18 protein-coding genes are annotated in these 21,940 nt (G+C 44.4%); 15 read left to right on the top strand and 3 right to left on the bottom strand.

Annotated elements, in window-relative coordinates; all coding sequences use genetic code 11:
- Positions 1-3 precede the first annotated feature (3 nt).
- Positions 4-474, top strand: a complete 471-nt coding sequence (gene bcp, locus BK120_RS04555; protein ID WP_076266305.1) for a thioredoxin-dependent thiol peroxidase — start codon at positions 4-6, stop codon at positions 472-474.
- A 75-nt stretch (positions 475-549) separates the two neighbouring features.
- Here the strand turns inward: bcp and BK120_RS04550 are convergent, their stop codons facing one another.
- On the bottom strand, positions 550-2,412 hold the full coding sequence (locus BK120_RS04550; protein WP_076266304.1) for an LTA synthase family protein: 1,863 nt from the start codon (positions 2,410-2,412) through the stop codon (positions 550-552).
- Between the two features lie 340 nt (positions 2,413-2,752).
- On the opposite strand from BK120_RS04550, the gene BK120_RS04545 reads away from it, so the two are divergent.
- Positions 2,753-3,649 (top strand): M15 family metallopeptidase, encoded by an 897-nt coding sequence (locus BK120_RS04545; RefSeq protein WP_076266303.1) that lies wholly within the window; start codon positions 2,753-2,755, stop codon positions 3,647-3,649.
- Positions 3,650-3,742: 93 nt separating this feature from the next.
- Here the strand turns inward: BK120_RS04545 and BK120_RS04540 are convergent, their stop codons facing one another.
- Entirely contained in the window at positions 3,743-3,898 is a 156-nt protein-coding gene (locus tag BK120_RS04540) for a DUF1540 domain-containing protein (RefSeq protein ID WP_076266302.1), read from the bottom strand.
- Between the two features lie 73 nt (positions 3,899-3,971).
- On the opposite strand from BK120_RS04540, the gene BK120_RS04535 reads away from it, so the two are divergent.
- The gene (locus BK120_RS04535; protein WP_076266301.1) at positions 3,972-4,943 is read left to right on the top strand and encodes a nucleoside hydrolase; all 972 of its coding nucleotides are present in this window, start codon (positions 3,972-3,974) and stop codon (positions 4,941-4,943) included.
- 156 nt (positions 4,944-5,099) lie between these two features.
- Here the strand turns inward: BK120_RS04535 and BK120_RS04530 are convergent, their stop codons facing one another.
- Positions 5,100-6,416 (bottom strand): deoxyguanosinetriphosphate triphosphohydrolase family protein, encoded by a 1,317-nt coding sequence (locus tag BK120_RS04530; RefSeq protein WP_076266300.1) that lies wholly within the window; start codon positions 6,414-6,416, stop codon positions 5,100-5,102.
- A 205-nt stretch (positions 6,417-6,621) separates the two neighbouring features.
- Here BK120_RS04530 and cls point away from each other — a divergent pair, with 205 nt between their 5' ends.
- From cls to mobA, 12 genes are all read left to right on the top strand, one after another.
- Entirely contained in the window at positions 6,622-8,070 is a 1,449-nt protein-coding gene (gene cls / locus BK120_RS04525; RefSeq protein ID WP_076266299.1) for a cardiolipin synthase, read from the top strand.
- A gap of 1,318 nt (positions 8,071-9,388) precedes the next feature.
- Complete coding sequence (locus BK120_RS04520) at positions 9,389-9,784, top strand: Fur family transcriptional regulator (protein ID WP_076266298.1); 396 nt, start codon at positions 9,389-9,391, stop codon at positions 9,782-9,784.
- Positions 9,760-10,593, top strand: coding sequence for a winged helix-turn-helix transcriptional regulator (locus tag BK120_RS04515; RefSeq protein WP_083681617.1), 834 nt, complete (start codon positions 9,760-9,762; stop codon positions 10,591-10,593). The genes BK120_RS04520 and BK120_RS04515 overlap by 25 nt, the downstream gene beginning before the upstream one ends.
- Positions 10,594-10,762: 169 nt before the next feature.
- Positions 10,763-12,217 (top strand): catalase, encoded by a 1,455-nt coding sequence (locus tag BK120_RS04510; protein ID WP_076266297.1) that lies wholly within the window; start codon positions 10,763-10,765, stop codon positions 12,215-12,217.
- 1,106 nt (positions 12,218-13,323) lie between these two features.
- Positions 13,324-13,632 carry a hypothetical protein gene (locus BK120_RS35865; RefSeq protein ID WP_256710795.1) on the top strand — a complete coding sequence of 103 codons (309 nt, stop codon included), beginning with the start codon at positions 13,324-13,326 and terminating at the stop codon, positions 13,630-13,632.
- The gene (locus BK120_RS35860) at positions 13,602-13,997 is read left to right on the top strand and encodes a hypothetical protein (RefSeq protein ID WP_256710794.1); all 396 of its coding nucleotides are present in this window, start codon (positions 13,602-13,604) and stop codon (positions 13,995-13,997) included. Before BK120_RS35865 ends, BK120_RS35860 begins: the two co-directional genes overlap by 31 nt.
- Positions 13,998-14,259: 262 nt before the next feature.
- Positions 14,260-14,742 (top strand): CcdC family protein, encoded by a 483-nt coding sequence (locus BK120_RS04500; protein ID WP_305953867.1) that lies wholly within the window; start codon positions 14,260-14,262, stop codon positions 14,740-14,742.
- Positions 14,743-14,761: 19 nt separating this feature from the next.
- Positions 14,762-16,108 (top strand): DUF2252 domain-containing protein, encoded by a 1,347-nt coding sequence (locus BK120_RS04495; protein WP_076266296.1) that lies wholly within the window; start codon positions 14,762-14,764, stop codon positions 16,106-16,108.
- A gap of 259 nt (positions 16,109-16,367) precedes the next feature.
- The gene (locus BK120_RS04490; RefSeq protein WP_076266295.1) at positions 16,368-16,913 is read left to right on the top strand and encodes a glutathione peroxidase; all 546 of its coding nucleotides are present in this window, start codon (positions 16,368-16,370) and stop codon (positions 16,911-16,913) included.
- Between the two features lie 1,105 nt (positions 16,914-18,018).
- Positions 18,019-19,383, top strand: a complete 1,365-nt coding sequence (locus tag BK120_RS04485; RefSeq protein ID WP_076266294.1) for a sodium-dependent transporter — start codon at positions 18,019-18,021, stop codon at positions 19,381-19,383.
- Between the two features lie 126 nt (positions 19,384-19,509).
- Positions 19,510-21,183 (top strand): glutamine--tRNA ligase/YqeY domain fusion protein, encoded by a 1,674-nt coding sequence (locus BK120_RS04480; RefSeq protein ID WP_076266293.1) that lies wholly within the window; start codon positions 19,510-19,512, stop codon positions 21,181-21,183.
- A gap of 77 nt (positions 21,184-21,260) precedes the next feature.
- Positions 21,261-21,863 carry a molybdenum cofactor guanylyltransferase gene (mobA, locus tag BK120_RS04475; RefSeq protein ID WP_076266292.1) on the top strand — a complete coding sequence of 201 codons (603 nt, stop codon included), beginning with the start codon at positions 21,261-21,263 and terminating at the stop codon, positions 21,861-21,863.
- The last annotated feature ends 77 nt before the right edge of the window (positions 21,864-21,940 follow it).

Below are 21,940 nucleotides of genomic sequence, written 5' to 3'. Positions count from 1 at the left end.
ACGATGGGAGAACATTTAAAAGTAGGGGACCAGGTCCCGAATTTCAAGCTGCAAGCATCCAATGGCAAAGATGTAGAGCTTGCGGATTACTCAGGCAAGAAGCTCGTTATTTATTTTTATCCACGCGATATGACGCCTGGCTGTACGACTGAATCATGCGACTTCCGTGACTTTAACGGCGAGTTCGGTACGAATAACACGGAGGTAATTGGAATCAGCCCAGATGATCTTGCATCTCATGAGCAATTCGTAGACAAGCATGAGCTGCCATTCCTATTGCTGTCTGACACCGAGCATACGGTTTCGGAGCTGTTCGGCGTATGGAAGCTGCGGAGCTGGAACGGTGAGGAATTTATGGGTATCGAGCGCTCGACTTTCCTGCTTGATGAACAGGGCAAGCTTGTTAAGGAATGGCGCAGCGTAAGCGTGGATGGACATGTGAAGGAAGTACTTGAAGCGGTAAAAAGCAGCTAGCTTTGTCATTTGCGTAAAAGAAGGCTCCTCTCGAAGCGTGATATTCGCTTCAAGGGGAGCCTTTTAGTTTTTTTATTATTTGGTTTTCCAAGAAGGCAATTGGCTAACATAGCTGTCAGATAAGTTGAGGAGCTCTAATGCACGCTGATACTCATCTTCTGTCGCAGCCTGCTCCGTAATGCCGTCTCCGGCTAAGGAATAGTGCTTGCCGTCCTCATATCCGCTGCCTGACATGAATAGCTCTTTGCTGCTTAAGAATGATCCAGTCGGGAGATAATAACGTTGTGGCAATACGTTATACGACTGATTAAACAAGTCTTGGCCGAAGTGGATGTGATCATCCAAGGAAATGCCAAGCATGTTCGCGATCGTAGGCAATACGTCAACTTGACCGCCAAGCTGATCGAATACTTTGCCTTCGGTTACGCCTGTCGATGCAACAACGAGCGGAATGTTGATCATATCGGTGTAGCTATATTCATGACCATAAATTTCAGCCATAAGCGCTTTGTCATCACGATCCAGCGAGTACACTGGAAGGCCGAGATGGTCACCGTATAACAAGATTAAGCTGTTGTCCCAAATGCCGCGTTCCTTCAAATCTGCAATGAATTCGCCAAGTGCGAAGTCAGCGTAGTTTTGTGCACGGATATAATCACCAACAAAAGTTTTCTCATAACGCTCAGGGAGCGTCATTTTGTATTTGTCAGCAGGAATGGTGAATGGGTGATGTGATGTCATCGAAATAACATGGGAATAAAATGGTTTGCCATTCTCGCTCATGCGTGACATTTCAGCAGCTGTTTTCTTGTAAAGCTGCTCATCGGAAGCACCAAAAAATACGGTATCTTCATCTCCAAAAAACTTCTGATCGTAGTAACGGTCGAAACCAAGCGCTTTGTAAAGCTCGCCGCGATTCCAGAACTCAACAACATTCGTATGGAACGTAGTTGTATCATAGCCGTTTGCTTTCAGCAGTTTCGGCAAGCTCGGAAGCTCTTTGTCGGCATAAATCATCGTTGCCGCACCGCGTGGCGGAATATAGAAAGACGTGTTTACAACGAATTCCGCATCGGATGTATTGCCTTGGCCGACTTGCTGATAGAAATGCTTGAAGTAATAGTTTTCGTTGACCAGCTTATTAATGTTTGGCGTAATCTCTTTTCCGTCAATCTTCAAATTTACGAGGAAGTTTTGAAATGATTCCATTTGAATAATGATGACGTTTTTGCCTGCTGCTGTTTTCCACAGCTGCGGAGCGCCAGGTGTTTCGATCTTTTTGACGGAATCGATTTTTTCTTGCGTAATATGGTTTGGATCAACAAAGTCAATCGTTTTGTTCTTGAAAATCATATAAGCCTCGTAATTGAGTATACCCATTTGCTCCGCTTTGACGATCTCATTCATGCTGGCGCGGTTAGGCAAAATGTTGAACAAGCAAAGCGCGATTGAAATGCTGAACAGGGCAAGGACAAGTCGTTTGCTTTCCTTAACGGAGCTTTGTTTCTTCCAATTCACTGCTTTCTTAGGTCTAAACAACAGCACAGCCATAATGATAATGTCGATAAAGATGAGCAAGTAGTAAGGGTCCATCAGTGAAAATACGCTATTTTTTACCGCGGTGACTTGGTTTACCTGCTCTAGAGCGAGATAGGTTACAATTACACCGTAATACTTGTAATACATAATGACGGCAAATAATATGAGTGTCATTACTAGATTTGCTATTAAATAGTAAATAAGTTTACGTTTCGAAGCGAACCACTCTATGAGACAATAAACAATGAGGACAAACGGAATTTCTTTTAAAATAGTAGTCCACGAAAAACCATCCTCGAAAATGACCATCCAAGCCAGATAGCTTTTGAGAAGCATGATAAATGAAAAGAAAAGGATGGGACGAGTGCTTAATAATCGTTTTGGAGTTAAAAATGTCATATAACCGCCTACCTTTCACAGCAAAAACTGGCCATCTCACAGAGGCAGCCAGGCCGCTAATCATAATATACGTTCGTTCTGTAAATTCTTATCCATTATGCTCCTAATTATAGTCGAATGTCAAAAGGCAAAAGGCTCCTCCATGTCCAATCATAATTTATTGTAAATAACAAATTTATAAGGATTTTTGTTTATTCCTATTCATTACAACATTTCCAAGCTATTAGATTGAAACATTATAGCTGATTTAGTAGTCTATTAATTAGATGCTATTAGACAAACCATGATTACAAGTATAATTACATGAAATATATGTAAAAAATTATGTTGGAGGCTTATCATGAAAAAAAGAAGAAGAAGGCTGCTGCTGTTTATTATTGTATGCGCAGGAATGGTGTTTGGTTACTCTTTATTTAATAAGGATGAGACAACCACGATTCCGCCAAAGCAAGCTTCCGCTGATGGTACCACTAACGGCGGGGAAGTGTCGGGCAGCATAGGTTCTGAGCCTACGGATAAGCCGAGCGGCGGAACTCCAACAGATGGACAGCCAACAGCTACGGATAAGCCCGGTTCAAGCAATAACGGTAATGGTGGCAAGGGCTCTGGCACAGGAAAAGCAGAGCAGACTGAGGATGGAATGGTCGTTATTGCCAAACCAGAGGATATCGCGGTGCTTGTGAATAAGCAGCACAAGCTTCCGGAGGAATACAATCCCACGGATTTAGTTTATCCTGACGTTCGGTTTATATTTGCTGAGAAAATTGAAAAACGCATGATGAGACAGGATGCAGCTACAGCGCTTGAGAAGCTGTTTGCAGCCGCTGAGGAAGACAACATCCAATTGGCCGGTGTATCCGCTTATCGTTCGCATAAGACGCAAACAACGCTCTTTGATCGCTATGTGAAGAGGGATGGACTAGAAAAGGCAAGAACTTATAGCGCTCTACCTGGTACAAGCGAGCATGAAACGGGACTAGCGATCGATGTGTCGGGTAGTGACGGCAAGTGTGCGGCTGCCGATTGTTTTGCAGATACAAAGGAAGCGCAGTGGCTTGAGAAGTATGCGCATGAGTACGGATTTATCATTCGTTACTTGGAAGGCAAAGAAAAGATTACAGGCTATCAATATGAGCCTTGGCATTTGCGGTATGTAGGTGTGGATGTAGCTACTGAGATGGCGAAGAGCGGAGAAGTGCTGGAAGAGTATTTTGACGCGGTTCCTGTCACAAAATAAGATGCAATAGCGCAGCGCAAGCTGTATTCGCACAAGCCTTATTGCTCATAAAGGATAGTCGCTTGCGCTGCTTACTATTGGTAATGCCCTTCGTTAGATCTTTGCTTCAAACGTTTTGCAATCTGTTTCTTCGGAGTTGCTGGCTTGCTTGCCGCGATTGCTGACCACATAAATAGAAGAGGCGCCGCAGTGATTACCTGCTGCCCAGAACTTGCATGAATTCACTTCGCACAGTACATCCTTAGCCATTGACAATTCACCTCCTCTCTATATAGGATGGACAAACGATATATCGTTTTATACTCAGGAAGGATGGATAGATATGGGAGTTAAGCTTTATTTTAATCATGACGCCGGTGTAGACGACCTGGTATCGCTTTTTCTTCTTTTGCAAATGAAAGATGTTGAACTGCTTGGGGTATCCGTTATTCCAGCCGACGGCTATTTGGAGCCTGGCATCAAAGCCAGCAGCAAAATCATTGACCGCTTTGGCGACCCTGTCAAAAATAAATCACTTGAAGTGGCTAGATCAAATTCACGCGGTGTAAACCCATTCCCTGCTGAATGGCGCATGCATACGTTTTTTGTGGACGCGCTGCCTATTTTGAATGAATCGGGAACGATTAACACGAAAGTATCTGCGCTGCCAGCGCATCAACATATGATTGAACAGCTTCGCAAATCGGATGAGAAGGTGACATTGCTGTTTACAGGTCCGCTTACTGACCTAGCAAGAGCGCTGGATGAAGCTCCGGATGTGGAAGCGAAGATTGAGAAGCTTGTATGGATGGGCGGTACATTTAATGAGAAGGGCAATGTTCAAGAGCCTGAGCATGACGGAACCGCAGAATGGAATGCCTTCTGGGACCCTGAATCTATGCACCGCGTATGGGCAAGCAGCATTCCGATTTTGCTTGTTGCGCTTGAGAGCACGAACAAAGTACCTCTTACGATGGATGTACGCAACCGCTGGGCATCGCTTCGCAAGCATGAGGGACTAGATTTTGTCGGTCAATGTTATGCTGCATGTCCTCCACTTGTTTATATGGAGACGAACTCGACATATTATTTGTGGGATGTGCTTACGACAGCTGTTGTCGGCAATCCGGATCTCGTGGAAATTAAGACGGTACACAGCGGCGTGATTAAGGATGGACCTAGCCAAGGCCGTACGGTGGAAGTGGAAGGCGGTCGCCCGGTCAGCCTTGTGTATGATGTTGATCCTGTTCGATTCTTCGATTATATTACGGACCTTTCTGCAAGTGCGGTTAGCTACAATGTTAAGCAAGACTAAACCATAACAAAAAGCGCAGCTTCGAATGAGTTACACTCATCCAAAGCTGCGCTTTTTTAAAATATAAGAAAGTATATTATTTTCTCATACTTAGCTTATATTTCACGGTCTAAGCTGCTTCAGCGCCAGAAGGACGCCGAAGGCGTTTTAGCTTGTTTAATCCATTTCATAAATCGAACCTGATTTGCTGGCATAAAGCTCGGCGTACACCTTCTCGGCGTAAGCATCGGTCATACCCGAAATATAATCTGCAACAAATCGCGGCCAGCTCCATTTGTTCTTATGGATCTCGTAATTTTCTATCCAGTCTGGCGGTATGATAAGGCGACCAGATTCTTGAACCTTGAAGCTGTCCCATAACCGTCTTATCATAATTTCACTGCGCATTTGCAAGCGCTGAACACGGAAATCCTTAATGAGGGTTACCCATGCAAGCTTCTTCAAAATCTCCATTGTGCGGAGCAACTCGATATCCTGTTGCCCATTGTTGACGAACGTGACCTTTTTCCAGCTGCGCGATGTATCGTCTATAATACCGACTTTGCCTGCAAACAAGCTGACCCAGCGCGCTTTCATCTCCCGCCTTGTGCGCGAGGCTTCGCGATCACAGCTTGCATACAGCTCCTGCCACTGCTCGAAATAGGAGACGAGTACACGCTTCACCATCGCAGGGATATCGACCTCACCCCAGCCGATTCCGGTGTTGCCTTTATCCTCGACAATTTCCTGAACAACATGGTCGATAAGTCTGCTGTCTTCGAAAAAAGTACGGTTCATTTGGATTTTACCAGCACGTATGCCGTCTTCGATGTCATGTGTGGAATAAGCGATGTCATCACATAAATCCATGAGCTGTGCTTCCAAAGTTGAGCAGCCTTCTGGAATTTTCCATAAATGGCGTAGCTGTTCAATCTCTCCCCACTCGGTGCTGTAAAGCCCTTTTAGACGGCCAGGCTCACTGAGACTAAAAGGGTATTTATTAATAGCAAGCAAGACAGCTGCAGTTAAATCAAGGCCGCTTCCGCTTCCTGCCCTTTTCTCTAAAAACATCAATATTCGAAAATTTTGCGCATTGCCCTCGTATGGTATGCCATACTCCTCCATGAGCAAATGGTTGAGCACTTCTTCACCTTTATGTCCAAAAGGAGGATGACCCAAATCATGCGCGATCGCGGCAATCTCGACGACAGCGGGATCTAATATGAGCCCCGGATGCTCCTTGCGTGCAAGGAAATCATATTGTTTGCCTAACTTGCGAGCAACCTCGCGTGCAATCTGCGACACTTCGAGAGAGTGAGTTAGCCTTGTTCTATAGTAATCGCCCGTACCTGCGCCAAATACTTGTGATTTACCTTGCAGGCGGCGAAAGGCGGGAGATTGAATGAGTCTCGCATAATCTCGTTCATACTCATCTCGCTCCTCGCTTAAAGTACCGAGCGCTTTCTCGTCCAATCTAAGCTTGCGTATGTCCATCGTAAGTCCTCCAGTGCCGTTTATGCGGGTATTATTGAAATATATTAGCTCAAATAGTACATGTTGTAGATAGGTTTTTTTACGTCTTAAATTAGGAAAAATGCTTTGTTGCTTGAATTGTAGCATATAATGAGGCTTGAACATACACCGTGCTTGGAGTATGATCGCATTAGCTTTAACATAAAACTGAGGTGCTATAATACGGATGGTCATAATGCAAAATGCATCTGCAATTATTATGCTGCTAAACATTTTTTTGGCGATTACGGTTATCTTTCTAGAGAGGCGCAGCGCAAGTACAACTTGGGCATGGCTGATGATTCTTTTTTTCATCCCCGTTTTCGGCTTTGTTTTGTATTTAATATTAGGGCAGAAGGTACGTAAAAGAAAGCTGTATAAGCTGTTGGGTGATAGTCAGCGCATTATCGAGCATACGGTCGAGAGGCAAATGCGCCAGCTGCGAGAAGATGAAATTGTATATAATGATCCAGCGATGCGAAGTTATCAAGACATGATCTATATGAGTCTGAAAACGAGCTACGCGGTATATACGAGCAATAATGCGGTTGAGATCTACACGGAGGGCAATCAGAAGTTTGATGCGCTGCTTAAGGATATAGAATCAGCCCAGCATCATATTCATCTCGTTTATTATATCGTCCGTGACGATGAGCTTGGCAGAAGATTGGTTAAGGCGCTGGCAGCGAAAGCGGCGGAGGGCGTAGAAGTCAAGTTTTTGTACGATCATATAGGAAGCTCAAGCTTGCCGAAGCGTTATTTTGCGGAGTTGATTGCAGCAGGCGGCAGGGAAGCGGCGTTTTTCCCATCGCGCATTCCTTATTTGAATTTAAAAATCAATTATCGCAATCACCGCAAGCTCGTTATCGTTGACGGACAAGTCGGTTATATCGGCGGCTTCAACATCGGGGATGAATATTTAGGATTAAACGAGCATTTCGGCGAATGGCGGGATACTCATCTTAGAGTTCGCGGCAATGCCGTGCTGCAGATGCAGGCGCAGTTTCTGATGGATTGGAATTTAGCGGCTTCCGGTCGAATTGAGCTCAACGAGCTGTATTTCCCAATTATGAGCGATGATACGGGAACGATTGGCATGCAGCTTGTAGCGAGTGGCCCGGATACGCAATATCAGCAAATTAAAAATGGCTATATCAAAATGATTTATTCGGCTCGGAAAACAATCAGCTTGCAAACGCCATATTTTGTACCGGATGAAAGCTTGATGACCGCGCTGAAGATCGCTGCCCTGTCCGGGGTAGATGTACGTATTATGCTGCCGAGCAAGCCGGATCATTTCTTTGTATATTGGGCAACTCATTCTTATTTGGGAGAACTTCTCGCAGGCGGAGTGAAATGTTATATGTACGAGAAAGGGTTTCTTCATGCAAAAACGCTTGTCATCGACGGCAAGGTGGCGTCCGTTGGAACAGCCAATGTCGATATTCGCAGCTTTAAGCTTAATTTCGAGATGAATGCGTTTATCTATGATACGCAGACATCGGCAAAGCTGCAACGTATTTTTGAAGAAGATGTCAAACATTGCACGCAATTAACGGAACAAGTTTATGCTAATCGTCCAATCATCAATCGATTGAAAGAATCGATTTCCAGGCTGCTCAGCCCAATTCTATAGACAAACATCAGTCTAATCCTATAGACGCAAATCAGTCCGATCCTATAGACGCACATAAGAAGGGCTTCTGCTTATCTAAGATAACCAGAAGCCCTTCACGTGCTTGGTAGAGAACTATTCAATTTATTCTAACGCTCCAATCCGCTGTTTGCCTCTTCTTCGTCCTTTCGAATTTGTTACAAACCCTATCGACTTCGATCCTAATTTTATTGACCTCGATCAACTTCCTTTCGATTTGTTTCAAATCCTTGTTGCTTGTAAGTACTTCTCATCCAAATGGTCGACTACATCCGTCTTCGCTATTGTCCCAGCATGTCCGGCAGTGATTGAATGCTCCTTCCCGAGATTATGAGACATGCATCGCTAACCTACTTCAATGGGCTATCCCCTCTCGTTTAAGATAGGCTTAGTATACACCTTTATTTGAATTTTGTAAATATTCAGATTATTTAATTCGACAAAAAAAATTGTGTTGATTTTTTAGGTGTGATTTTGCGTGTGGGGTGGGGCGGGTTTACATCTTAAGGTAGTATAAGCTGCTGCTGTTTATGGTGAATGGAAGTAGGCGGGATGGTGGTGGACGCAGAAATGGTTGCTTATGGTGAATGTAGGTTAGGCGGGAGTGTGAAGGATCGGATTAATGGTGGATGGAGCGCGGGTCGGTTGGTAATGGACGTAGAGGTTTGAGTAAAGGTGACGGGATGCTGACTAAATTGCGATAGACGTAGGAGTTGAAGTAATGGTGTTCGAAACTTGTGAATTACAGTCTGGATGGTGATGGATGCAAAGTTGCTGTTTGAGGTGTATCAAGTTCAGGGTGAACGCTGGCGGGTAATAGTAGAAATCAATGTTTTGTCGCGATTGGAGCTCAAGCTGTGTTGTAACGGGCGTAGAAGTCGAAGTAATTGTGAGTGGAGTTCATGCTTGCCTCTAACGAACTCAGAAGTCGTTATTATAATGCTTTAGGCATAATCTGAATTTTAACGAACTTAGAGAGCGCTATATGCTCAAAAATGAGTTAAATCATTGATATTTGAGGCTAATAGGGTTATCTGAGTTCGTTACGTTTGTAAGTGTGTGGAATTGAAGCAAATAAGACTTCTGGAGTTCGTTACAACTTTTCGCGAGGTGCTTTTGTAGATAGCGTGTGGCTTCTGTGTAAAGTTAATGAGCTTCCATTTTGTTTCGTCTAGTATTGGTTGTGGCTTTGAGCCGCCTTTTGGAATAAGGAGGATAAAGGAAAGCTCATGAGGTTGACCGTTTTCGACCTTCAATTTATACTTAGTCTAAAATCAGTAGTAAAAGGAATGATCTTTTTATGAATAAAATTAACTTAACGATACAGCGCAAGGCCATCTTTGAAGTTGTGCAGCAAGCCCATGATCACCCGACGGCGGCCGATGTCATTGAACGGCTTCGGGGCAAAGGCTTCAACTTCGCATACGGCACCGTGTACAACTCATTGCGTTATTTAACTGACGTGGGTCTCATTAGAGAATTAAAGCTTGGAGAAACGGTTAGCCGCTATGATGCTCGGACGGATGAACATCAGCATATTGTGTGTACTGTATGCGGTCGTGTGGATGAAGTATTGACCGATTTGCCGAGTGAGTGGATGGAGAAGGTAGCTTTGGAGACGAAATACAAGATCGAGCATGTGCAAGTTGTATTAGAGGGGGTTTGTGATCAATGCGCGACGAAACAACCACAATGAACAACGATTATTTGAACGAGGGGATGCCACTCGACCAGAATGCTGCCTCAGCCACTGGCTATTCAGAGGAAGAGCTGCTGCAAAATGGGATGCTTTGCTCGATCACGAAGCGGGTCATGATTATTAGTCCGTTCCCAGAGAGGGTCAAAAGCCTGCTCGTCGCGCTTTCATCCGAATGCTTTGATGTGTTTTCACTGCATGATTTCAATAAAAGCATGCTCCAAAGCTTGCAGCCGGAGCTGCTCGTATTTGATGCGATTCCTGTAGCTCAAGCTGCCGCGAGCCATACGCTGCAAGCAGGAGCAGAACTGGTAGAAGCGGCTGAGCTGCATGCGGTTCCTGTCCTCATTTTAATGGATCAAAAATCGTATGATAGCCGTGAAACTTTTGCCCTTGGCGCATCTGAGCTGCTAGTCTGGCCGGCTAAACCTGAGCAAGCGATAAAACAAATCAACCGTATGCTTTTGAATAAACCAGCAGCAGCTGCGAAGGCAGATAGCGACATTCGTGTGTTTAAGGATATTGCAGTTGACCTCAAAAAAATGACCGTTGATCGAGCGGGGCAGCGAATTGAGCTTACGAAGACGGAATATGATTTGCTTCTGCATTTCATGACATCGGACGGCTCCGTTCTAACGCGTGAATCTTTGCTCGATACCGTTTGGGGGCTGCATTTCTATGGAGGCAGCAACTTGGTGGATGCTCATATTAAGAGCTTGCGCAAAAAACTAAAGGATAGCGCCGTAGCGCCAAAATATATAGTTACCGTGCGTGGTGTAGGTTACCGGATAGCGGATATCCGCGACTAAGGAGTATGTGCATCATTTTAGGTAATGAATTTCACCAGCATGCTGCGGTTCATGAAATATTCATTTTTCATTCATTAGGCTTTCATGACAGTAGTGCCTTGATTCGATAAGATTGTTTTATGGATTTAGATCAAGTCTAAATATATAAAATGATCGATGAGGTGCTATCATGGAAAACTATATGACAACGAACCAAGGCACGCCGGTTGGCGATAATCAAAACTCGCGCACAGCGGGGCAGCGTGGACCAACACTAATAGAGGATTACCATTTGCTTGAGAAGCTTGCGCATTTTGATCGGGAGCGTATTCCAGAGCGCGTCGTGCATGCCCGGGGAGCAGGCGCACATGGAGTATTTCGTACGGAAGTTAGTATGAAGGATCACACGAAGGCTCTTTTTATGCAGGAACCGGGAGTAGAGACGCCTGTATTTGTACGCTTTTCAACGGTTATTAACGGAACAGGCTCGCCGGAGACGGCGCGCGACCCACGCGGCTTTGCGGTAAAGTTTTATACGAAGGAAGGTAACTATGATCTTGTTGGAAACCATTTGCCGGTATTTTTCATTCGAGATGCGATGAAATTTCCTGATATGGTGCATTCCCTCAAGCCGGCGCCAAATACGAATGTCCAAGAGCCTGCGCGCTACTGGGATTTCATGACGCTCTCCCCAGAATCGACGCATATGCTCACTTGGTTGTTCTCCGATGACGGAACGCCTGCTACTTATCGTGAAATGGACGGATTCGGCGTTCATGCCTTCAAGTGGATTAATGATGATGGTAAACCGACCTATGTTAAATATCATTGGAAGTCGCTGCAAGGAGTACGAAACTTTACAGCAGCGGAAGCTAGCGTGATGCAAGGCAAAGACTTTAACCATGCGACACGTGATTTACATGATGCGATTGAACTCGGCAATTTTCCAGAATGGGAGCTTCATGTGCAGCTTATGCCTGTCGATCATGTGGAACGGTATTCGTTTGATCCGCTAGATCCAACGAAGGTGTGGCCGGAGGATATGTATCCGTTGCAAAAGGTAGGCACGATGACGTTGAATCGCAACCCAGTTAATTATTTTGCTGAGGTTGAGCAATCGGCTTTCTCGCCAAGCACACTTGTACCAGGAATCGAGCCATCGGAGGATAAATTGCTGCAAGGCCGACTGTTCTCTTATCCGGATACTCAGCGCTACCGCCTTGGAGCGAACTACCTGCATATTCCGGTAAATTGTCCGTATGCACCTGTTCGCAACTATCAACGAGATGGTGCAATGACAATGCACGCAAATCCTTCTCCAGTGAATTACGAACCTAATAGCTCATCAGAGAGTCCAAAGGAAGCAAAGGTTTATGCTGATTCTTACGCACCACTTCAGGGACAGGCTGGCCGCCAAAAAATCGATAAAACTGACGATTTCACTCAAGCGGGCGAACGCTATCGCTCACTGCCTGAAGAACAACAAGCAAACCTAATCGCCAATTTGACGGGTGAGCTGGAGCAAACCAATGATGATATAAGACTCCGCGCCATCTGCAACTTCTTCCGGGCTGATCGCGAATTAGGCATGAAGCTTTCGCAAGAACTGGGCGTTGATATCCGCAAGTTTGTACCGCAGAGCTAATTCAGAAGCAAATGGGAAACACAGAAGCACGCTGAATATGCGTGTTTCTGTGTTTCCCATCTACATATTCTTAAATCCACTAGAAGCCATGAGTAAGCGTAAAAGCAACGTCCAGCTGTGAGAAATCACAATTGGTCAAATCAAACTTTAAAAGATATCCCGTTCAAGACGAACGATTTAACCAAGAATGAAGAAACTTTTAACCACCTAGTACTCTACTCAACAATCTACGAACTATTGAACCGACGTATCGACGAACCCACGAACCCACGAACCCACGAACCCACGAACCCACGAACCCACGAACCCACGAACCCACGAACCCACCAAACAAACAAACTAACTAACCTATTCTTTCAATATCAACTAACACTAACAGGAAAACCTCCTTCTAATTATGCTAATTCAGCTGATTTTGCTCACTTAGAAGGAATATCTCCCGTTAATTTGTTGGATATTAGCAAATTCAGCCGAGATGGACAGTATTAACAGGAGAAATTCATCTTAAATTAATATTTTCCGTAAAAAAGTGTGAATTAGCGGTAGAAATTCCAGTTAAGCTGCTTTTCTTTGAGGAGGCAAGTTATGGAGGCAAGTAGGTTACATTTCTTATGCGAAGGATATGTTCATTTTAACCAAATCACTCAACATCAATTAACTCTAACAGGAAAACCTCCATCTAATTTTACTAATTCGGCTGATTTTAGTCATTTAGAAGGAAAGCCTCCCGTTAATTTGTTGGATATCAGCAAATTCCGCTGAAATGAACTAAATTAACAGGAGAAATTCCTGTTAAATTATTATTTTCCGAAAAAAAGGGTGAAATAGCGGTACATATTCCAGCTAAGTTACTTTTCTTTTGAGGAGAAAAGTTGAAGAAGCAATTTAGTTGCGTTTCATGCCAACTGATCGTTTATATGAGGTGGATAAGGTTGGACTTTCAGGCAACGGATAAGTTTGATATAACGCTAAAAAGAATGCAATAACAACACTATTCTTATTATTCCAGATACCTTATAATCAAAGGCAAGAGACGAAGAACGTCCCGTTACCACTCACTCTTGAGTGGTGACGGGACGTTTTCTATTTTTCAGAGAGGATGATTGATGGTGACTTATGAGGAGGCGCATCGCACATTTATTCAATACCATTTAGATGAAAGGGCAGGGGAACGTCGCGGCAGACTGGAAAGAGGGCATGGACATGCGGAATCGAAATTTTTGCGTAACGTCTGGTGGCCACTCTGTGGAGATTTTCGAAATCTGCATCCCGAGTATGAAGTGATGGATTGGCGCGGCAGATCCTATTTTGCTGATTTTGCTTGGCTCTCGGGTACCGTAAAGCTCATTATTGAGATCAAAGGATTGCATCTCATGTTAGAGACATGGATAGGCAAAAATATTGCCATGAACTAAACCGCGAAACCTTTTTGCATGCGATGGGTTACCCGGTCATCTCATTTGCTTACGATGATGTTGAGAAAAACCCTGAGGTATGTATGACTATGCTTAAAATGGTGATGAGCAGGTACCAGGCTAGGCGAGCACCAATAACGCGAATTCAACTAGCAGAGAAAGAAATTATACGGCTTGCAGTTCAACAGGCTCGTTTAATCAGGCCGAAGGATGTGGAGCGTCATTTTGGTATTGATCATAAAACAGCAGTAAATTTATTGAAAAAGTTATGCTCAAAAGGAGGGCTTATCCCTCTTTATCGTGGCAATCGACAACGAGTCGTAGGATATGAGCTCGCTCATGATTTTGTTAACTTTCTGAATTAATGGCTCGCCTCGTTATTACTGCCAGTTTTTTTCTTACATCGCAGCTTCCTTGAAGCTAGACGAAAATGAGGAACTTTTAGACCAGAGGAAAACCCTCCATAGACGATCACAGGTTTAAAAAAATAGCGTATGTTTGCGATGTTTATGGTTTTGAAGTACGATGGAATAAAGAGTAATTTATTGCTGCCTTGTAAAGGATTAAGAGCATTTTCGCGATTATAAAAATAGGGCATCCACACCATGAAAACGGGGGTAATTAGCGGTGCTGCTGTCAACGCAAGCGATTCAAGTTGGTTCCATCGTCATATCTGCTCTGGCCGGTCTTACACTTATTGTCCTGCGTATACGCGCTGGTAAACGGCCGACCTCATTGCGCAAAATCATCATACCGCCGTTAGGCATGGCAACAGGCTTCGTCATGTTTGCCTTTTCCCAGACGCATATTCCATGGTTTTGGGGGTTAGCCGCTTTTTTGACAGGCATGCTGATCTTTGCTTTCCCACTAATCGTCACGACCCGTTTGGAACGCGTGAAGTCGGAAATCTATGTAAGACGATCTAAGGCGTTTGTATTTATTATGCTGACGCTATTCATAATCAGGCTTTCTCTCCATAGTGTCGTAGAGCAATATATGTCGATTCCGCAAACCGGGGCGGTTTTCTATTTGCTCGCTTTTGGCATGATTTTACCATGGCGCTTGGCTATGATTAGTGATTATATGAGACTGCAAAAAGTAGAAATGTAAGTTGAATGGGGGAGAATGTATGGATTCGAAGCTGACAGAACGAGTGAAGCTGACCCAGAGCAAACTTAGAAGAAGGACACTATCTGCGATTTTTCAAGAATTTGATCAAAAAATAATGAAGCTTGAGCGCGGAAAACGTGAAGAAAAGTATCTTAAAATGTCGGAAACGCCATTTTCTTTTTTTCGCGGCAGCGCTTATTTGTTTTATTTTGACGCATCACGAATTTGGTTTCCCTATCACACGCCAGAAGGGCGTCCCACTTGGGTTCAGGGCGATCTGCACTTTGAGAACTTTGGTGCTTTCCGCAATGAGCAAGGTACGCTCGTCTATGATGTGAATGATTTTGACGAAGGTTATCTGGGCTCGTATTTGTATGATTTGATGCGAATGACGGTAAGTATAGCGCTCGTCGGCAGGCTTAAAGGACAAACCCATGCTAATCAGGTTAGCGCGGTTGAAGCTTATCTACAGGCCTATTCCAAGCAGATGCGCCGATTCGCAAAAGGCAAGGATGATCCCGGCACTTATGTGATTGATATTGAGCGTGCGGAAGGTCCCGTCAAGAAGCTGCTCAAAAAACTGCAAAAACGCAAGGATCAGCACTTCCTCGAAAAGGTTACGGCGCTCGTACAGGAGCATAGGCAGTTTGCAACGACAGATGAAATTGTATCTCCGACTGACGACGAACGTGAGGCTTTATTGCAAGCATGGCCGATGTATTTAGATACCGTCAAAGCCGATGACTCAGAAGAATTGCGTCATTTTCAGGTAAAGGATATTGCAGTGAAGCATGGCTCGGGGACAGCATCCATTGGGCTCGATAGATACTATGTACTGATTGAAGCAGGCGAAGATGCACAAGGCGAGGACGATATCGTGCTTGAGGTAAAGGAAGTGCGCGTTCCAGTTCCTGCTTATTTTATGCCTTATGATGAGACATTTTGGTCTATGTTTGAGCATCAGGGACAGCGCGTAACCATGACTCAAAGAGCGATGCACCATGAGGCAGACCCGTATCTTGGATGGTTATCCATTGGAGAGCGGCAGTTTTATGTGCGTGAGCGATCACCATATAAGAAGCGGCTTAAGCTAGAAGCGCTTGATACGGCTGGAGATTTGCTGTCGGTTACGACGAGCATGGGCAGGCTGACTGCAAAAATGCATGCGAGGGCGGATGCCGATGTAGCGCAAGGTATTCTTGCGTATCACAGTGAAATTGAGATTGTGAAGGCGATGGGTAATGACGAGGATGCTTTTTGCACGTCAATTGCCAATTGGGCGCTTTCCTACGCGGATCAAGTGGAGCAGGATTATGCTTTGTTCACGGAATGGCTGGGCGGTAGAAAGAAGCAATCGCAATTATAAATAATGGGACTGCACCGAGGCGCGAGGTAACTCGCAAGAGGAGCAGTTTTTTTTTTGCGTAGCAGCTATAAAAAAACGGTGGTCAGCGCAGGGGATTACATATAGCGACTGGATTATCGATTTTATAACCATGCTTTGCTTTTCCTATATAGGCTTTAGGTTTGACATTCATTTGTTTCGCATGGTATTCTATGTAATAATTAAATTGTGTACAATTTAATTTATTATAACTCACATATTTTAGAGGAGGCAATAAACAATGAGCATTTACTCACATGAGTTGCAAAGCATTAATGGTAAACAACAAAGCATGGAACAATATAAAGGTAAGGTGCTAATTGTCGTCAACACAGCAAGCAAATGCGGCTTTACACCACAATACGCGGATTTGCAAAAACTATATGAACAGTATAAAGACCAAGGTCTTGAGATTCTTGGTTTTCCAAGTAATCAATTTGGCGAGCAGGAGCCGGGTGCAAACTCTGATGTTCAAAGCTTTTGCCAGTTGAACTACGGCGTGACATTCCCTCTTTTTGAGAAAACCGATGTACGGGACGAAACCGCTCATCCTCTTTTCAAGCAGCTAACGGAAGATGCACCTTTCCAAGGTTTTGATACAAGCAACCCTAGCGGTAAAATGCTCAATGCTTTCCTTTCGGAGAAGCTGCCTCATTACCTCGAAGGCAACTCAGTCAAATGGAACTTTACTAAATTTCTAATTGACCGTGAAGGCAATGTCGTAAAACGGTTCGAATCGACCGATGAACCTTCCGAAATGAAGGCTAATATCGAGCAGCTGCTATAGTGCTCCCTCACTTAAAAATGAAATACATGCGGCTTCCGGGCGAAAAAAAGCCCATTTAATGGTTGTTTTAGTCGTTTTGTAGGTAAGGCTGGCGTCTAATGACGAATAGCTTCCTTATAACCATACATTCTTCGATATGGAGGACTATACTTCGACCTTTGGAAGTGAATGTAGAACTTACTTCTATATACTTGAACCGGATGGTTCATGGAAGTGATATCGAATAAAGTAGGATCATTACGGACAACGAGATATGCGAGGCTTGATCAATATGCTATCGCAATGCCGTAAAATCAACGAGGAATTGCTAAGGTTTTGATAGAGTGAACAACGGGTAATTGCTGAGGCTTTGATAGAGTGAACAACGAGCAATAGACGGGTTTTTAATTAGGATAACAACGGATTCAACTACACGTTCACACACCGTATATTAAGCAAAATGTGATCGGCGTAACCTCAGTTTAAGAGTTAATTGTTGGGCTCATCATACACTTCATACTGGCCTATCGATCCTGCAATTCTTATGAAAATATCGTACTTACACTCTATTCAATTAATATAAGATAGAAGTTGAAAATGGACAGAAACGATTAATCGTTTCTGTCCATTTTTTGATGGTATTAAGTATCTTGAAATTCGATATTTGAGTATTTTTCTATCCAAAATAAAAGTTGTAAATATGCAATTATATTCAAAAGAAACTTTTTACGCAATCAACATATGACCTTAGTATATAGGGATTTATCCATTACGTGTACCTGAGTAATTCGAAGTTTTAAAAGGTTCATATATGCAAATTAAAAATTCGTTCAGTCCTGTTAACTAGGATCAAATGAATAAATAGAAGCGAAAACGGAGCTGCAATGAAGCAGTGTGAAATATGTTGATTTATGATACTGTTCTTACCACCATTCTGATGATTGGCGAAGTACGAAGTAACCATCGTCAATACATATTCCAGCCAATTGGTTTATGGGTTTTTCAGATGAAACTATACCGGCTCAGACCGTGCGCTTGCAGATATATTTTTTGAAAAAGGTTATACTACCCATCGGAGCAATAGATAAGTCGCAGACAGCTTAGATTACTACAGGAGGAATGGCTTATGAAGGATCAAAAACAAGAAGGAGCCTCGCAAAGCGGGGAGAGCGGTACAGGGGAGCGGTTTACGTCCTCAGGATTTATTTTGGCGGCAATAGGCAGTGCGGTCGGACTCGGCAACATGTGGAGGTTCCCGTATATTACAGGTAAATATGGAGGAGCGGCTTTTTTTCTTCTATTTTTTATATGCATGCTGCTAGTAGGACTGCCGGTGCTGCTAGCGGAACTATCAGTTGGTCGAGGCGGCCGCGGCAATGCGTCCTCTTCGTTCACTCGGCTGGGCGCGCATAAGCTGTGGAGCGGCTTCGGCGTTATTATCATTTTGGGAGCGTTCGTTATATTGTCGTTCTATGCGATAGTCGCAGGCTGGACTTTGCATTATGCGATGCTGTCTTTTACAGGGCAGCTGTTTGAAAATAATGATTTTGCGCAGCAGTTCAGTGATCTTAATGGAAGCTGGATGCCGGTATTCTGGCAATTCATCGTCTTGCTGCTAACGGGTCTCATCATTATTCGAGGTGTATCGGCAGGGATTGAAAAGGTTAATAAAATTTTTATTCCAGGGCTGCTTGTACTGCTCATTGTACTTTGTGTGCGTGTAATGTTTCTGGATGGAGCCGGCGAGGGCGCAGCTTTTTTCCTAAAGCCTGACTTTAGCAAGCTGACAGCGGAGTCTGCATTCGTAGCGCTTGGCCATGCCTTCCTATCCCTTTCTCTTGGCATGGGTACCATTATTACTTATGGGGCGTACGTGGATAAACGGCAGTCGCTTTCTCTAGCAACAGCAGCAGTAGGTACAGGCAATATTGTTTATGCACTTCTTGCAGGACTGATCATTTTTCCTACTACCTTCGCATTTGGACTCGAGGCTTCGCAAGGCCCTGGTCTCGTATTCGTAGCCTTGCCTGCAGCGTTCTCAGCTATGCCGTTAGGGTGGCTGTTTGGAGGGCTGTTCTTCGTGATGATCGCCTTTGCGTCGCTTACTTCAACCATCTCACTGCTTGAGGTGCCGGTTGCTTTCGTTCGTGAGAAGTTTGGTTGGAGCCGCAGCTTTTCAGTTATTTTGTTATCCATTCTTTGCTTCGTTATTGGGGTGCCATCGGCGTTGTCGCTTGGTGACAAAATACCTTGGCTTACGTTTGGCGGGAAGTCGTTTTTTGACTGGGTTGATTTTGTATGCACGAACATCGTTCTGCCGCTTGGCGGACTAGTTGTTACTATATTTGTCGGGTATGTATGGAAAGGCGGAGCTAAAGAGTCAGGCTTGTCTGCATGGTGGCTGCGAGTATGGTTATTCATGCTGCGTTATGTGGCGCCTATTCTGGTATTGCTCGTATTTCTTTATTCTTCCGGCATTATTTCGTTCTAGTGCTCTGGATTGCTAGGCTCGGGAGCGTGCTCTGAAAGTGGTTGATACATACTAAGTATTATAATTTGACGGGAATTTGTGTATTATAAGAGGATAAATATTTTCCGTGGGAAAGGTTGGTCGCAGATGGAGAATGCAGTAGATAACAAGTCCTCATCCTCGAATTTTATAAAAAGCATCGTAGTCGAAGATTTGAAGAGCGGCCAAGTGAAAGAAATCGTCACTCGTTTTCCGCCAGAGCCAAATGGCTATTTGCATATTGGACATGCCAAGTCGATTTGCTTGAACTTTGAGCTGGCTGATGAATTCAAGGGCAAGACTAACTTGCGTTTTGACGATACGAATCCGTTGAAAGAAGATACTGAGTATGTAGAGTCCATCCAAGAGGATGTTCGCTGGCTTGGCTTCGAATGGGACGACCTTCGCTTTGCTTCCGATTATTTTGAAGAGCTTTACAATCGTGCGGTGTTTCTTATTCAAAAGGGCAAAGCATATGTATGTGATCTGACAGCTGAGCAAATGCGCGAATATCGCGGCACGTTGACTGAGCCAGGCAAGGAAAGCCCGTATCGGAACCGTACAGTAGAGGAAAACCTTGATTTGTTCGCACGCATGCGCGCAGGCGAATTTAAGGACGGCGAAAAGGTGCTGCGTGCAAAAATTGATATGGCTTCACCGAACATCACATTGCGTGATCCTGTGTTGTATCGCATTGCGCATACGCATCATCACCGCACGGGAGATGCTTGGTGCATCTATCCGATGTATGACTATGCTCACCCGCTAAGCGATGCAATTGAAGGCATCACGCATTCGATCTGTACGCTGGAATTTGAGGACCACCGTCCACTCTATGATTGGACGATAGCTGAATGTGAGATGGCTTCCACACCGCATCAATATGAATTTGCCCGCTTGAACGTAACGAACACCGTTATGAGCAAGCGCAAGCTGAAGCAATTGGTGGATGAAGGGGCTGTAGATGGCTGGGATGATCCGCGTATGCCAACGATCAGCGGTTTGCGCCGCAAAGGCTATACACCGGAATCGCTGCGTGCTTTCTGCCGTGAGATCGGTGTATCGAAGAGCAACAGCCTAGTGGATGAGCGCAACCTGGAGCATTTTATAAGAGAAGACTTGAAGCTGAAGGCGCTTCGTACGATGGCTGTATTGCGTCCGCTTAAAGTGGTCATTACAAACTATCCAGAAGGTCAAACTGAGCTGCTTGATGCCGAAAATAATGCGGAAAACGAAGAGATGGGAATCCGTCAAATTCCGTTTTCGCGTGAGATCTACATTGAACAGGATGATTTCATGGAAAATCCTCCGAACAAATATTTTCGTCTGTTCCCTGGCAATGAAGTGCGTCTAAAACATGCTTACTTCATTACATGCCAAGAGGCGATCAAGGATGCAGAGGGCAATGTGATTGAGCTGCGCTGTACCTATGATGTGAAGACGAAGAGCGGATCCGGCTTTAATGAACGTAAAGTGAAAGGCACCATCCACTGGATAGAAGCTTCTCAGGCGATAGCTGCTGAGTTCCGTTTGTTTGAACCGCTCATTACGAGCGAAGCGGAAGATGAAGGCAAACCTTTCATGGAATGCATCAACCCGAATTCACTTGAAGTATTGCAAGGCTTTGTTGAGCCTAATATGAAAGACGCTGTCGGCGGCGATAAATTCCAATTTTTCCGTCATGGCTACTTTAATGTAGATCCGAAGGATACAACAAGTGAGAAGCTTGCCTTCAATCGAATCGTTTCATTAAAGAGCTCATTCGATCCGTCCAAGGCGTAAACCCGTAAAAAATAATACAAGCCTGCCTTGCCTGAGTGCTCGGCAGGCTTTCTTTCTGTTTAGAGGGGGATGAGAAGATGGCGAAGCATGATATTAATGGCTTAATACTAGCTGGAGGCTTAAGCACGAGAATGGGAGCCGACAAAGCGCTGCTGCTTATTGAGGGCAAACCGCTGCTATATCATCTCGTACAACAGCTAACAGAGCTTGTGCAGCATGTAGTTGTTTCAGTAGGATCGCCTGAGCGTGAAGAGCTTTATCGTAAAAGCCTTGAAGATTTAGGAGAAACGGTAAGCTTCGTGACGGATCATTACCCAGAATGCGGGCCGTTATCGGGAATGCACGCGGGGTTGTCCATGATTGCAGAGGGTTATGTATTTGTTATGGCGTGTGATATGCCACAGTTGTCCGAAGGATTGCTGGCTGAGCTAATGACTCATGTGGAAAAAGGGGTAGACGTAATCCATGCGTCTGACCAGCCTTTTCATGCACTCTATCATGCTAGCATTGCCATTCAAATAGAAGAAGCGCTAAAGGAGCAAGATTATCGTTTCATGGGTCTATTGCGCCGGCTTCAGACCATCGAGGTTTCTCTGCTAGAGCAGTATGGTGTATCTGTTTTTACGAATCTCAACACGCCTGAAGATTATAACAAGTATAGGCAGGGACAAGGGGACTGAAGAAGCTCGCCCTTTATAGTCGGAATTAGACGGAATCTACAATGCGGCATAGATGCTTAAACATTCAGCGATGTGAT

The organism is Paenibacillus sp. FSL A5-0031 (assembly GCF_001956295.1).
Classification (GTDB): Bacteria; Bacillota; Bacilli; order Paenibacillales; family Paenibacillaceae; genus Pristimantibacillus.
This window is presented reverse-complemented; position numbering and strand designations above follow the sequence as displayed.

What these genes read in the sequence shown, in the direction of transcription:
- bcp (WP_076266305.1), top strand. Translation starts at nt 4, where the DNA reads ATGGGAGAACATTTAAAAGTAGGGGACCAGGTCCCGAATTTCAAGCTG.
- BK120_RS04550 (WP_076266304.1), bottom strand. Translation starts at nt 2,412, where the DNA reads ATGACATTTTTAACTCCAAAACGATTATTAAGCACTCGTCCCATCCTT.
- BK120_RS04545 (WP_076266303.1), top strand. Translation starts at nt 2,753, where the DNA reads ATGAAAAAAAGAAGAAGAAGGCTGCTGCTGTTTATTATTGTATGCGCA.
- BK120_RS04540 (WP_076266302.1), bottom strand. Translation starts at nt 3,898, where the DNA reads ATGGCTAAGGATGTACTGTGCGAAGTGAATTCATGCAAGTTCTGGGCA.
- BK120_RS04535 (WP_076266301.1), top strand. Translation starts at nt 3,972, where the DNA reads ATGGGAGTTAAGCTTTATTTTAATCATGACGCCGGTGTAGACGACCTG.
- BK120_RS04530 (WP_076266300.1), bottom strand. Translation starts at nt 6,416, where the DNA reads ATGGACATACGCAAGCTTAGATTGGACGAGAAAGCGCTCGGTACTTTA.
- cls (WP_076266299.1), top strand. Translation starts at nt 6,622, where the DNA reads ATGGTCATAATGCAAAATGCATCTGCAATTATTATGCTGCTAAACATT.
- BK120_RS04520 (WP_076266298.1), top strand. Translation starts at nt 9,389, where the DNA reads ATGAATAAAATTAACTTAACGATACAGCGCAAGGCCATCTTTGAAGTT.
- BK120_RS04515 (WP_083681617.1), top strand. Translation starts at nt 9,760, where the DNA reads ATGCGCGACGAAACAACCACAATGAACAACGATTATTTGAACGAGGGG.
- BK120_RS04510 (WP_076266297.1), top strand. Translation starts at nt 10,763, where the DNA reads ATGGAAAACTATATGACAACGAACCAAGGCACGCCGGTTGGCGATAAT.
- BK120_RS35865 (WP_256710795.1), top strand. Translation starts at nt 13,324, where the DNA reads ATGGTGACTTATGAGGAGGCGCATCGCACATTTATTCAATACCATTTA.
- BK120_RS35860 (WP_256710794.1), top strand. Translation starts at nt 13,602, where the DNA reads ATGGATAGGCAAAAATATTGCCATGAACTAAACCGCGAAACCTTTTTG.
- BK120_RS04495 (WP_076266296.1), top strand. Translation starts at nt 14,762, where the DNA reads ATGGATTCGAAGCTGACAGAACGAGTGAAGCTGACCCAGAGCAAACTT.
- BK120_RS04490 (WP_076266295.1), top strand. Translation starts at nt 16,368, where the DNA reads ATGAGCATTTACTCACATGAGTTGCAAAGCATTAATGGTAAACAACAA.
- BK120_RS04485 (WP_076266294.1), top strand. Translation starts at nt 18,019, where the DNA reads ATGAAGGATCAAAAACAAGAAGGAGCCTCGCAAAGCGGGGAGAGCGGT.
- BK120_RS04480 (WP_076266293.1), top strand. Translation starts at nt 19,510, where the DNA reads ATGGAGAATGCAGTAGATAACAAGTCCTCATCCTCGAATTTTATAAAA.
- mobA (WP_076266292.1), top strand. Translation starts at nt 21,261, where the DNA reads ATGGCGAAGCATGATATTAATGGCTTAATACTAGCTGGAGGCTTAAGC.